11 protein-coding genes and 1 tRNA gene are annotated in these 12,372 nt (G+C 61.2%); 1 reads left to right on the forward strand and 11 read right to left on the reverse strand.

Annotated features, from left to right (window positions below; translation table 11 throughout):
* Positions 1–5: 5 nt before the first annotated feature.
* Positions 6–905, reverse strand: coding sequence for a GGDEF domain-containing protein (locus PK789_RS06120; RefSeq protein WP_324307750.1), 900 nt, complete (start codon positions 903–905; stop codon positions 6–8).
* 113 nt (positions 906–1,018) lie between these two features.
* On the opposite strand from PK789_RS06120, the gene PK789_RS06125 reads away from it, so the two are divergent.
* Positions 1,019–3,745 carry a serine/threonine-protein kinase gene (locus tag PK789_RS06125; protein WP_324307752.1) on the forward strand — a complete coding sequence of 909 codons (2,727 nt, stop codon included), beginning with the start codon at positions 1,019–1,021 and terminating at the stop codon, positions 3,743–3,745.
* A 2-nt stretch (positions 3,746–3,747) separates the two neighbouring features.
* Here the strand turns inward: PK789_RS06125 and PK789_RS06130 are convergent, their stop codons facing one another.
* The 10 genes from PK789_RS06130 to PK789_RS11635 all read right to left on the reverse strand — a co-directional run.
* Positions 3,748–4,692, reverse strand: coding sequence for a DMT family transporter (locus tag PK789_RS06130; protein ID WP_324307753.1), 945 nt, complete (start codon positions 4,690–4,692; stop codon positions 3,748–3,750).
* 16 nt (positions 4,693–4,708) lie between these two features.
* Positions 4,709–5,764: a UDP-N-acetylmuramate dehydrogenase gene (murB, locus tag PK789_RS06135; protein ID WP_324307755.1), complete on the reverse strand. Its 1,056-nt coding sequence runs from the start codon at positions 5,762–5,764 to the stop codon at positions 4,709–4,711.
* Positions 5,761–6,816 carry a quinone-dependent dihydroorotate dehydrogenase gene (locus PK789_RS06140; RefSeq protein WP_324307756.1) on the reverse strand — a complete coding sequence of 352 codons (1,056 nt, stop codon included), beginning with the start codon at positions 6,814–6,816 and terminating at the stop codon, positions 5,761–5,763. The genes murB and PK789_RS06140 overlap by 4 nt, the downstream gene beginning before the upstream one ends.
* A 3-nt stretch (positions 6,817–6,819) precedes the next feature.
* Entirely contained in the window at positions 6,820–7,113 is a 294-nt protein-coding gene (locus PK789_RS06145; RefSeq protein WP_324307757.1) for a DUF4190 domain-containing protein, read from the reverse strand.
* 12 nt (positions 7,114–7,125) lie between these two features.
* Positions 7,126–8,658, reverse strand: coding sequence for an L-piperidine-6-carboxylate dehydrogenase (amaB, locus tag PK789_RS06150; protein WP_324307759.1), 1,533 nt, complete (start codon positions 8,656–8,658; stop codon positions 7,126–7,128).
* 125 nt (positions 8,659–8,783) lie between these two features.
* Positions 8,784–8,860, reverse strand: a tRNA-Arg gene (locus PK789_RS06155).
* A gap of 226 nt (positions 8,861–9,086) precedes the next feature.
* Entirely contained in the window at positions 9,087–9,893 is an 807-nt protein-coding gene (locus tag PK789_RS06160; RefSeq protein ID WP_324307761.1) for a hypothetical protein, read from the reverse strand.
* Positions 9,894–10,038: 145 nt separating this feature from the next.
* Positions 10,039–11,334, reverse strand: a complete 1,296-nt coding sequence (thrC, locus tag PK789_RS06165) for a threonine synthase (protein WP_324307762.1) — start codon at positions 11,332–11,334, stop codon at positions 10,039–10,041.
* 1 nt (position 11,335) lies between these two features.
* Positions 11,336–12,265, reverse strand: a complete 930-nt coding sequence (locus PK789_RS06170; protein WP_324307764.1) for a homoserine kinase — start codon at positions 12,263–12,265, stop codon at positions 11,336–11,338.
* A partial coding sequence (locus PK789_RS11635) for a hypothetical protein (protein ID WP_503011911.1) occupies positions 12,262–12,372 on the reverse strand: 111 nt, incomplete at its 5' end. The genes PK789_RS06170 and PK789_RS11635, both read right to left, overlap by 4 nt.

A 12,372-nucleotide genomic window follows, 5' to 3' on the forward strand; every position in this document is an offset into this window, starting at 1 on the left:
TTGCTCTAGGCTTCCACGCACACCCGGTTGCGGCCTTCATGCTTGGCACGGTACAGGGCGGCGTCGGCAGTGGCCATCAGCGTACTTCGAGTCATGCGATTTTGTGCCAGTACGGTGACACCAATACTGATGGTAATAGGCAGGCGTTCGCTGACCAAATAAAACCCCGTCTCTGCGACTGCCTGCCGCAGGCGTTCGGCACAGTCCGTGGCGGTGGCAAGGTCGCATTCTGGCAAGAGTAGGGCAAATTCTTCGCCCCCAATACGCGCTGCGACATCTTCGCCGCGTGCATGGGTGCGCACGATAGTGGCGATCTTGCGCAACACCTCGTCGCCCTGAATATGCCCGTATCGGTCATTGATGGGTTTGAACAAATCCACATCGATGATGCACAAGGCCAGTGGCCGTTGATGCCGCAGTGCGCGCCCGATTTCTTTGTCCGCCATTTCACAAAAATGCCGGCGATTGTAGAGGTCTGTCAGCGCATCATGAATTGCCAGTTGATAGATTTCTTCGTGATAACTGGCTTCCACGCTGTCGTGGCTGATGAATTTCAGGATGCTTTCACCCACCGTGATTTGGTCGCCGTCGGCCAATGCTTGTTCATTGGCAAGCCGTGACTCATTGAGCCGGGTTGGGTTGGTTGCGCCCAGATCGCGCAGCATGTATCGGTTGTCATCCAGACGTATTTCGCAGTGCCGACGCGACACGCTTTTATGCGCAATTTGCAGGTCTGACTCTGGGGTACGGCCAATGCAGACCGGCAAATGCCCGATATCCAAGCGCCGGCCCAGCCCTTCGCCATGGATCACCACCACGCAGGCCGAACGTCGCGTGGGTCGTAATGGCCCATCGCTATATAGCGTGCGCTGGGTGGTTTCGGTTTGTTCGGGGTCGTGGCTCATGCAGGCAAGTCGTAAGCGTCACCCGAGTGTAGCGCCAGTTGATGGCATGATGCGTGGCGCTGGTGGCAATTTGCGCAGCACGACCAGAGAGTAGCCAAGGAATAGAGCAAGCCATGCACAACGATCCGGATAGTACCGAGTTGTTGCCCACCGGGGGTGTGACTGCCATGGCGCTAGACGTGGGGCAGTTGCCGGCAGGGGCGATGTTGGGGCATTACCGTATCCAAGCGCTCTTGGGGCGCGGAGGCATGGGTGATGTGTACCGTGCGCAACAGTTGGAACCGGTCAATCGTACTGTGGCATTCAAATTGCTGCGCACGCAGCGCTTGGATACCCGCCACATTGCTTATTTTGAAGTGGAACGTCAGCTGTTGGCACAGATGCGGCATCCGGCCATCGCACAGATTTTTGATGCTGGCACAACCCCGGATGGGCATCCGTATTTTGCGATGGAATTCATCGAAGGTTGCCCGATTACCCAATATTGCGATGATCATGCGCTATCGCTGGAGGCGCGTATCGCGTTGTTTATTCGTGTGTGTGAAGGCGTGCAGCACGCGCATCAAAAGGGCGTGATCCATCGCGATCTCAAGCCAGGGAATTTATTGGTGGATGAGGTGGATGGTCGGCCTTTACCCAAGATCATCGACTTTGGGATTGCTACTGCCAGCAGCTTGGGGCAGGGGCTTGAAGTGGCCGGTACCCCCGACTACATGAGTCCAGAGCAGGCCACTAGCGCGCAAGCAAGTGTGGACACCCGCAGTGATGTGTATGCATTGGGCGTGGTGCTGTGCGAATTACTGATCGGGCAGCGTCCGCAGACCAACGGGCAAACCCAGACCAGCCATGCGCACACACTGCGGTTGCCCTCCGAACAACTTTCCACGCTGTCACCTGCCGATGCTGGGGCCGTGCTGGCAGCACGCCACGCATCGTTGCCGCGCATGCATAAAGTGTTGCGCAGCGAGCTGGATTATGTGGTCGCCAAGGCGATGCGGTATGACCGCAATGAACGCTACCCCAGTGCGGCGGCATTGGCAGAAGACTTGCACAGGTTCTTGACCCATTACCCATTGCAGGCAGTCCCCGCGTCGCGCAGATATGGTTGGCTGAAGTTTACCCAACGCCATCGCACCGGCATGATGGCAGCGGCAGTGGTCAGCCTGGCCTTGGTCGGTGGCTTGGCGGTGTCAGTGTATGGCTTGTTACAAGCGCAGGCGCAGCGTGCCATTGCGCAACAGCGCAATACGCAATTGGAAAAAGTGGCGGCATTCCAGCAGTCGATGTTGGAGGGGATCGACATCGAGGCGATGGGTCTGGGGATGGCCAATGGGCTGCGTGCACAAATGCAGCAAAATGCACCGGAAGCAGCCGTTGCTTTGAATGCGGCACTGGCAAGTACCAGCACCGCTGACGTAGCACGCGGTTTGATCGATCAAGATATTCTGGTCAATGCCGAGCGCGCCATCACGCATGATTTTGCCCACGATGCAGGGCTAGCAGCGGACTTGCGCGAGTCGGTGGCTAAGGTGCGGCTGGCATTGGGCCTGCCTAAACAAGCCGCCGCCGGGTTTGCACAGGTGGCCGATTACCGCAGCAAAGCCTTGGGGGCGGCATCGCCCAAAACCTTGTCTGCGCGCCAACAGCAGGTCTCGGCGTTGCTGGAGGATGCCCAGCCCAAAGCTGCTATGGCCTTGCTGGACACGGTGTTGCCCAAGGCGCAGCAGTTGCTGCAAGCCGATCCAATTGGCCTCAAGTTGCGCTTGAATCAGGCCGAAGCAACGGCATCTTTGGGCGATCGTCCGGCTGCGCGCAAACTGCTTGAAGCCTTGCGTGCGCAAGCCATACAACTGCGTGGTGAGCGCGATCTGGTGACCATGGACGTAACCCAGAGCTTGTCGGTGTTATTGGGGAAAATGGGCGAACCGCAAGCTGGCCGTCGCTTGATGGAGGCTTTGGTGCCGATGCGAATGCAAGTGCAGGGCAAGGACGCAACCGACACCTTGGGCGCGCAACACAATCTGGCCGTGATGCGCATCCTGACCGGGGACAAACCCGGCGCGGTGGCCTTGCAGCAGCAATTGGTGGCCACGCAAACCCGCCGCTTAGGTGCTGAGCACCCACAAACCCTGTCCGAGTTGGGCAACTTGGCCAATATGTTGAACGACAGCGGCAAGCCCGAGCAGGCATTGCCGATTGCCGAACAGGTGGTGGCCGCACGCACGCGAGTGCTGGGGGAAGATCACCCGCAAACGCTGAAAGCCATCTTGAATCTGTCTTCCATTTTAGCGCGGCTCAAGCGGTTTGATGCGGCAATGGCATTACAAAAACAGGTTGCACAGGCGCGCACACGCTTGCTGGGGCCGCAACATCCGGACACCTTGTTTATCCAACTCAACCGTGCCGCCACCTTGCAACAAGCTGGGCAGCCCAAGGCCGCGATGGTGCAGCTGGATGCGTTTTTACCGCTGGGCCGCAAGGTGCTGGGCGACAAACATCCACAAGTGCAGATGGGCTACGACATCCGCGCGCAAGCGGCGGAAGCCTTGGGCGACAAGGCGCTGGCGATTGCTTCGTATCGGGAATTGCTGGCGCTGCGGGAAGCGGCATTGGGCGCGCAGGACATCAAGACGATTGATGCGGCATGGAATCTGGAGGGCTTGCTGCGCCAGCGTGGTGAGGTGGCGGCTGCCGATGCGTTACGCAACCGCTATGTTGTCCCACTGTTGCAGGCTAAGCCGGAGACGCTGGATGCAGACCACGTGCGGATGGTCAACAATATTCGTGACACCGAAGACAGCGAGGCGCAGGTGTCAACGCATCGGCCGCAGTTACGCTGAACTCACTCCCCCGGCAGCTTGGCCTCGCAGGGCGCGCCGGTGGCGGCTTTGCGCGCCAGCACGGCTTCGCGATGGGCAATGTAAAACGTCGATGACAAGATGATGCCGGCACCGATCAAGGTATTGGCATCCACCGTTTCATTGAACAGCAACCAGCCGGCGAAGGTGACCACCGGCAACTGCATAAAACTGATCGGGGTCAGCGCCGACACATCGCCCAGCTTCAACGCGCGCGTCCACAAAAGCTGCCCCAAGGTGCCCATCATCCCGGTGGCCAGCAGCCACAGCCAAGTGATGCCAGATGGCCACTGCCACACCCACAGCGCCGGCAGCAAGGACATCGGCACCCACAGCGCATACGTCCAAAACACGATGGTGTCGGCCTTGTCGATGGCCGACAATTGCTTGATCTGGATCGCCACCAGGGCACTGAGCATGGCTGCGGCTACCGCCACCAGACTGCCGGCGCTGAACGCATGCGACCACGGATGCACGATGATCAACACGCCCAAAAACCCCAGCGCCACCGCGCTCCAGCGGCGTGCGCGCACCTTTTCACCCAGCATCACAATGGCGGCGAGGGTGACAAAGATGGGGGACGAATACGTCAGCGAAATCGCCAGCGCCAGCGGCAAATGGGCAATCGCCCAGAACCCGCAAAACATACTGACAATGCCAATCGCGGTGCGCAGTAAATAACGCGGCAATTGGGTGGTGCGCACGCTGGCGGCCAATGCAGCAGCCGGCTTGGGTTGGCGCAGTGCGGGGAGCGCCAATATCGGCAACAGGGCCAAAAACCCAAACGCATTGCGGAAGAACGCCACTTCCCACGTGGGAACCGTCTTGGAAGCCAGACGGATGAAGATTGCCATCAGCCCAAACCCCAAGGTGCTGCCCACCATCAGCAAGGCAGCACGGGTGTGGTTGGTGTGGGGGCGGTGGTTCATGTGGCGGTGTTGCGGCTCACCAGCGTGCGCCAATGATGCGGGGTTCAGGTTCGATAGGCACCCCAAAGCGCGCGAACACTGCGGCCGCAATGCGGCGGGCCAGTTCCAGCAATTGCAAGCCGCTGGCGTGGCCATGGTTGACCAACACCAAGGCATGTTCGCTGGAGACGCCCGCATCACCGTCGCGATGACCTTTAAAGCCGCATTGGTCGATCAACCATGCCGCCGACAACTTGCGGTTGCCGTCGTCGGTAGCGCGAAACACCGGCAGTGCTGGGTGTTCTTGCAAGAGTGATGTGGCGACTGCGGTGGGCACGATAGGGTTTTTGAAGAAGCTGCCAGCATTGCCCAGCACTGCCGGGTCTGGCAGTTTGCGGCGACGAATGCGGATAACGGCTTCGGCCACTTGCGTGGCGCGCGGTGCCTGGGTGACACCCATCGCGGCCAGTTCTTCGCCAATGCCGGCATAACTCAAGATTGCGGCGGCATTGCGTGACAGTGCAAATTCCACCGCCGTCACCACATAGCGGTCTGGGTCATGTTTGAAGCAGGAGTCGCGGTAGGCAAACGCGCAGTCAGCAGCAACAAGGCGCACCACGCCGCCGCACTGACGGTCGAAGGCTTCTACCACATGGATGCAGGCGCGCACTTCCACGCCGTAAGCACCGATATTTTGGATGGGGGCAGCCCCCACGGTGCCGGGAATCAGCGCTAGGTTTTCCAGCCCACACAGGCCGCGCCCCAGCGTCCACAGCACAAAATCATGCCAAATGACGCCGGCGTCGGCACGCACGATGGCGTGGCTGCTGTCTTCTTCCACGATGCAGATTTGCTGCGCGGTGAGTGCCAGCACCGCGCCTTGCGGGTCACCGGCAAACAGCAGATTGCTGCCGCCACCCAACACCAGTAACGGCGCATCACGCAGCATCGCGTAGCCAAATAATTCCGGTAGCGCGGTGGTGTTGCTGACTTCTACCAACAGCGGCGCACGCGCGGCCACGCCAAAGGTGTTGCGTGCATCCAGACGCACGTTTTCAAACAAGCGGTAGCCGCTGCCGCTGCTGGTGCTCATTCGGGTGGCAAATGCCCACGGCTGGGGGCTTCTTTGCGCCGACGCAGGGCATCCACGCATTCGCCAATCAAGGCCGGGCCGCGATACACCAACCCCGTATAGGTTTGCACCAAAACCGCGCCGGCCGCTTGCTTGGTGGCGGCATCGGCACCGTGCAAAATGCCGCCCACACCGATCAATGGAATGGTGTCGGGCAAGCGTGTGCGCAGCATGCGCAGCACGGTGGTGGCTTGGCTCATCAGCGGCGCGCCGGACAGGCCGCCGCTTTCGTTGGCGTGCACGGCATCGGCCACGCCATCGCGCGCAATCGTGGTGTTGGTGGCAATCACGCCATCCACCTGCAAATCACCCAGCACCCGCGCTGCTGCGTCGATATCACTTTCCGAAAGATCCGGCGCAATTTTTACCAAGACCGGCACCCGCTTACCGTGCTTGGCGGCCAATTTTTCTTGCTCGTCGCGCAACACCGACACCAACTTGCGCAGGGTCTGTTCTTCTTGCAGCTCGCGCAGGCCGGCGGTATTGGGCGAGGAGATATTGACCGCCACGTAGTCGGCCAATGCATACACTTTGCGCAGGCACAGCAAATAGTCGGCGGCGGCATCCACGTTGGGCGTGTCTTTGTTTTTGCCGATATTGATGCCCAGCAAACCGGACTTGCGGCGCGCACGTTCCACATTACGCACCAGTACGTCCACACCCTCGTTGTTGAAGCCCATCCGGTTGATCACGGCTTCGTGTTGCGGCAGCCGAAACATGCGCGGCTTGGGGTTGCCGGACTGCGGCAACGGGGTGACCGTGCCCACTTCGACAAACCCAAACCCCAGTGCCAACAGTGCATCGATATGCGCGCCGTTTTTGTCCATCCCGGCGGCAAGACCTACCGGGTTGGGAAACTCCAAACCCAGCACCTTGACTGGCATCGGTCGCGGCGGTTTGGCCAACAAGCTGCGCATACCGCAGCGGTAGGCGGCTTCTAGCGACAGCAGGCCCATGCCGTGCGCACGCTCGGCATCGACACCAAACAGAAACGGGCGCGCCAGCGAGTACAAGACTTAGTGCCCTGCGCCGACCAGCGCGACAAAAGCAGCCAGCCCGCCAAAGAACAAGATGACCCCGATCACCGCCAACACCGAGAACGCGATGACCAGATAGCCCATCACCAGCCCCGCGACGGCCAAACCGTCGCCCTCTTGGGTGTCCGGCGAGCGCCGGATTTCACTGCGCGCCATATGCCCGCAGATGATGGCGATGATGCTGCCCAGAAAGGGCAGCAAGGTCCAGCCCAGGATGCCGCAGACAAGACTGACCACGGCAAGCGAATTGGTTTGGCGGAGCGGGGTGTTCATGGGGATGGCCTCTTAGAGGTCGAACTTGATGCCCTGTGCCAGCGGCAGGGAGTCGGAATAGTTGATGGTATTGGTTTGCCGGCGCATATACGCCTTCCACGCATCGCTGCCGGATTCGCGGCCACCGCCGGTTTCTTTTTCGCCGCCAAACGCACCACCGATTTCTGCACCCGAGGTGCCAATATTGACATTAGCGATACCGCAATCGGAACCCGATGCAGCCAAAAAGGCTTCGGCACGTTTCAAATTGGTGGTGAAAATCGACGACGACAGCCCCTGCGGCACCGCATTTTGCATGTCGATCGCGTCGTTCAAATCCGTGTACGGCATGACGTACAGAATCGGCGCGAAGGTTTCGTGCTGGACGATGGCGGCATCATTGGTCAGCCCGGTCACAATCGCCGGCAGCACGAAATTGCCGGGGCGGTCGATGGCGGTGCCGCCGGTTTCCACCTTGCCGCCGGCGGCCTTGGCCTTGGCGATGGCATCCAGATAAGCGTTCACGCCATCACGGCTATTCAGTGGGCCCATCAGGTTGGCGGGGTCGGTGGGGTCACCGATCTTGCCCTCCACTTGCTTGTAGGCGGTGATCAATTTGGCCAACACATCGGCGTAGATGGAGGCGTGCACGATCAAGCGGCGGGTGGTGGTGCAGCGCTGGCCAGCGGTACCCACTGCGCCAAACACAATCGCCGGGATGGCCAGTTTCAGGTCGGCGGTTTCATCGACGATGATCGCGTTGTTGCCGCCCAATTCCAGCAGGCTGCGGCCCATCCGGCGTGCCACGTTTTCGCCGACCATGCGGCCAACTTTGGTGCTGCCGGTGAAGCTGATCAGCGGCACGCGCGTGTCATCCACAAACTGCTGCGCCAGCTCGCTGCCGGCATCGTTGAACAGGAAGAAAATGTCGGGGAAGCCGCCGGCGCGCAGCGCCTCATTGCAGATCTTCATCGATGCAATCGCCGACAACGGGGTCTTGGGCGAGGGCTTCCACACGGTGATGTCACCGCAGATGGCCGCCACAAAACTGTTCCACGCCCACACCGCCACCGGGAAGTTGAACGCACTGATCACCCCCACGATGCCGATCGGGTGCCACTGCTCGTACATGCGGTGGCCGGGGCGTTCGCTGTGCATGGTCAGGCCGTACAACTGGCGCGACAAGCCCACCGCGAATTCGCCGATGTCGATCATTTCCTGCACTTCGCCATCGCCTTCCGGCTTGGATTTGCCCATTTCCAGCGCCACCAGCGAACCCAGTGCGTCCTTGTGCGTGCGCAGCGCATCGGCGCACAGGCGGATCGCCTCGCCACGACGCGGGGCCGGGGTGGTGCGCCACACCTTGAACGCGGCCTGGGCACGCGCAATGATCAATTCGTAATCGGCTTGCGAGGATGCATGCACATGGCCCAGCACTTCGCCGGTGGTCGGGTTGATGGGCTCCAGCACGCCGGCATCGCTGGTCTTGGACCATTCGCCATTGCCAAGATAAGTGCCGGATTCAGTAGCGGAAAGCCCAAGGGCGGTGAGGACGGGGTGGGACATGGCGAAACCTCCGGTGAGTCGTGGCGGGTATTGCACGGGTTGGAACAGATACAGGACGAAGAAGGCGGTCACATGCCTACCCAGAACTTGCTGCCCCGCTGCAACGACGCGCGTGTTGGAAATATTGGTGACCCCGGCCCGATTCGAACGGGCGACCTTCCCCTTAGGAGGGGGACGCTCTATCCAGCTGAGCTACGGGGCCGGAACGTGATAATTATCGCAGTAGTAGCGGCATTCGGCCAATCCGACCTCCGATATTGCGATGTGCCGAAGTGACATTGACGATATGCCGGAGGACTCTAGGCATATCTGCAGGGTTTCTCGCAGCACTCGCACACCATCCATCAGCGGTTGCTCGTGGCTGGGACGACCCAAGAAATTTTATCTGTCAGGGAACATCTGAACAATTCAGGCTTTCCCTAGGGCAATTAGCCCAGTTTGCTTCTTCGGCGTGCATGTACCAATGCGCGAATGACGAGGATCAGCGCCGTGCCAATGAACGATGCCATGGTGTACATGACCAATTCGAACGGCCACAGGTTGTGCGAGGTTGCATCACGGTAGACATCCACGGCGAACTGGGCTGTGCCGAAACCTGCCACTGCCGCGGGGACAAGCAACGCGAGACGCCACCCGCCACGCAGGAACCAGGCTGTCGCCAACGGAACCAGGATGCCCGGGAGCCAGAACAGAACCATAAGCAGCACGCCTGCTATCGATTCCTGACGCGGCGGTCGGGGAGGGCCTGGGTTCGATGAATTGGCTGCGCGTGCGGCGAGCTCGGGCATCAGTCGGTCCAGCCATTCGGGATTCGGTAGATCCGATGTCATCCCGCCGCTACGCACGCTGCCGCGCCACACACTGATCATCGGCTGCTGTCCGGGGCCACCACTGCCGGTCTGGATGCGGATTTCGTCCACTTCGGCGGACGGATCCAACAGGAAGAACCAGACGACCGCTTCTCCGTTGCCATTGTGCATCGGCGATCCGCTGGTTCCCACATGCGCGGGCTTGCCGCGATACATCGGCACGACCCATAGACCTGTCGGCTGGTGTGCTTCGAATGCGAGGTGGAGATAAAAATTCTGGTTCCGGCCAAGCAGGACATCCTGGCCCCCGGGCCAGCTATCCAGCACGCGAACGTGCGTTCCATCGGGCGCGGCCTGAGCTTGCGCACGGGGCAGGGCGGCTAGTGTGCAGCAGAGCATCACGATACCAAGCAATTTCCGCAGCATGGGTTTGCCTTTGTCGGGGGAGGGTCACCCCGTTTCCACGGACGATTGTAAAAGGGTGGAGACCTTCCGATCTTGTTTGGCAAGCCTACGCCGCATTCTGGTGCTGTGCGTCATGGACGATCAGGAAGTGTCTCTGGCACCGTTATTACCCATCATTACCCAGTGTTTTTCGCAGCGCTGCCACATCATTTGCCAGCGGTTGCGCGGTGCTCGGTCGTGCCAACATCGCCGCCAGCGCAGGCGGTGGAGCAATCGTGTGCTGCACCAGGGGCTCTACCACTTCCGGGAATTTGGCCGGGTGGGCGGTGGCGACGACAGCCCAGTCACCGGTGCTGCCTGCGCTGCGTAGGCGTTGCAGGACGCGCACGGCGCAGGCGGTGTGCGGGCAGATGGTTTCGTGGTGGTGTGCGTGCGCTTGGACAATCGTGGTGCGGATCTCGGCATCGTTGACCGTGTCAGCGCGCAGGGCGCGGCGTAGTTCAGCGGGGTCTGGGTACAGATATTGCAGACGCTCAAAATTATTGGGCGCGCCCACATCCATCGCATTGGCGAGTGTGGAAAGACTGGGCTGTGGGGTGTAGTCGCCGCCGGCAAAAAACTTGGTCAGCACGTCGTTGGCATTGTTGGCAAGGACAATGTCGCCAATCGGCAGGCCCATGTGGCGGGCCAGCACGCAGGCGGTGGCATTGCCCAAGTTGCCGGTGGGCACCACGAAATTCAGCAAGGTGCCGGTGCTGCGCCAGTGGCCCAGCGCGGCGTGTGCGTAATAGGCCATCTGCGGCAAGAGCCGCCCCAGCGAGATGCTATTGGCCGAGCCCAACGGTACCTCTTGCTTGAACGTGGCATCGGACAGCAGCGCTTTGACCAAGGCTTGGCAATCATCAAAACTGCCATCCACGCGAAACGCGCGCACGTTGTCGCCAAAGCAACCCAACTGGTGCGCTTGGCGCGGTGCCACGCGGCCATCGGGGTACAAAATCGCCACGCGCACATTGGGTTTGTTGTGGAAGGCGGCACCCACCGCCGCGCCGGTATCACCGGAGGTGGCGACGACAATGGTCAGCGGCTTTTCACCCTGCGGCAACGCCGACAATGCCGCCGCCAAAAAGCCCGCACCATAATCCTTGAACGCAGCGGTTGCGCCGTGAAATAACTCAAGAATGTAGTCGCCATGGTCACCAAAACGCCGCAGCGGCGGCTCCACCGCGAACGCGGCTGCGCAAATGGCATCGAGTTGTGCGGCCAGGACATCGCCGGCAAAAAATGGCCGTAACAGGCGCTGCGCCACCTGCACCAAATGGGTGTCGTCGGCAAAATCTTGTGGTGAAAACTGCGGCAGTGTGGCGGGCATGTATAGCCCCCCATCGGGAGCGAGCCCGGCGGCAATCGCGGTGCTGATGGAGACCTGTGGCGCGTTGCCGCGCGTGCTGAGCATGAGCATGTCAAAGGACCTGTGCGGCGGGGCCGGCAATCGGGGTGATGTGGATGTCGCTGGCAAACCCGGCGTGGGCGAAGGCTTGCGCCATTGCGGCACCAGCTTGGGTGGCGGCATGTTTGGATACAAACCAGGCAAATACGCTGGGGCCGCCGCCGGAGATGCTGGCACCCAGTGCACCTAAATCCAGTGCGGCGCGTTTGACCTGTGCAAAGCCTTCGATCAGCGGCGCGCGGCGCGGTTCTACCAAGACATCAGACAAACCTTTGCGCACCAGTGCGGCATCGCCGCGTTCGCAGCCCAGCAGCACTTGTGCAAGGTTGGCGCTTTGCGCCACGAACTCATGCAGGGCATAGCTGCCTGCCAGCGCGGCGCGGGCGCGGCGGGTTTCCAAAATGGCATGGGGATGCACCACCGCAGCATGCCAATGCGCGGGCACCGCGACTTGCGTCAAGCTGTCTGCGGTGGCCAAGACCAGCCCGCCCAGCAACATCGGGCCGATGTTGTCGCCGTGCTTGCCGCCGCTGGCCACTGCCTCGCCGGCCAGCGCGAACGGGTAGAGATCGTGCGCAGACAGCGCTGTATCCAACACGGCATTGGCCGCCACCAGTGCCGCCACGCACGACGCCGCCGAACCGCCCAGCCCGGACCCCAGTGGGATGCCTTTGTCGAGTTCTAGCTCAAAGCCAAACGGCAACGCCAGCGCCTCACGCAGGGCGATGAGGGATTGCCCGGCGGTGTTGCGTGCAGCCTCCAGCGGCAGATCGGTGACACTGCCACGAATGGCCTTGATGCATACCGTGGGCGCGTCGATGCGGCGCACGCTGGCGGTATCCCCGATGCCTTCGATGCTATGGCCAAGGATGTCAAACCCCACCCCCACATTGCCCACCGAACCGGGTGAAAATGCACGGGCTTGTTCGGGTGCGGCGCTCATAGCTTGGCCCCCAGCGCAGCGGCCAGCCGCAGCAGATCCGAGAACACACCGGCGGCGGTGACCTCTGGCCCGGCGCCCGGGCCTTGCACCACCAGCGGGTTGTCGCA

Origin of the sequence: Thermomonas sp., from assembly GCF_035369645.1 — a bacterium.
Taxonomy (GTDB): domain Bacteria; phylum Pseudomonadota; class Gammaproteobacteria; order Xanthomonadales; family Xanthomonadaceae; genus Thermomonas.

What these genes read in the sequence shown, in the direction of transcription:
- PK789_RS06120 (WP_324307750.1), bottom strand. Translation starts at nt 905, where the DNA reads ATGAGCCACGACCCCGAACAAACCGAAACCACCCAGCGCACGCTATAT.
- PK789_RS06125 (WP_324307752.1), top strand. Translation starts at nt 1,019, where the DNA reads ATGCACAACGATCCGGATAGTACCGAGTTGTTGCCCACCGGGGGTGTG.
- PK789_RS06130 (WP_324307753.1), bottom strand. Translation starts at nt 4,692, where the DNA reads ATGAACCACCGCCCCCACACCAACCACACCCGTGCTGCCTTGCTGATG.
- murB (WP_324307755.1), bottom strand. Translation starts at nt 5,764, where the DNA reads ATGAGCACCAGCAGCGGCAGCGGCTACCGCTTGTTTGAAAACGTGCGT.
- PK789_RS06145 (WP_324307757.1), bottom strand. Translation starts at nt 7,113, where the DNA reads ATGAACACCCCGCTCCGCCAAACCAATTCGCTTGCCGTGGTCAGTCTT.
- amaB (WP_324307759.1), bottom strand. Translation starts at nt 8,658, where the DNA reads ATGTCCCACCCCGTCCTCACCGCCCTTGGGCTTTCCGCTACTGAATCC.
- PK789_RS06160 (WP_324307761.1), bottom strand. Translation starts at nt 9,893, where the DNA reads ATGCTGCGGAAATTGCTTGGTATCGTGATGCTCTGCTGCACACTAGCC.
- thrC (WP_324307762.1), bottom strand. Translation starts at nt 11,334, where the DNA reads ATGCTCATGCTCAGCACGCGCGGCAACGCGCCACAGGTCTCCATCAGC.
- PK789_RS06170 (WP_324307764.1), bottom strand. Translation starts at nt 12,265, where the DNA reads ATGAGCGCCGCACCCGAACAAGCCCGTGCATTTTCACCCGGTTCGGTG.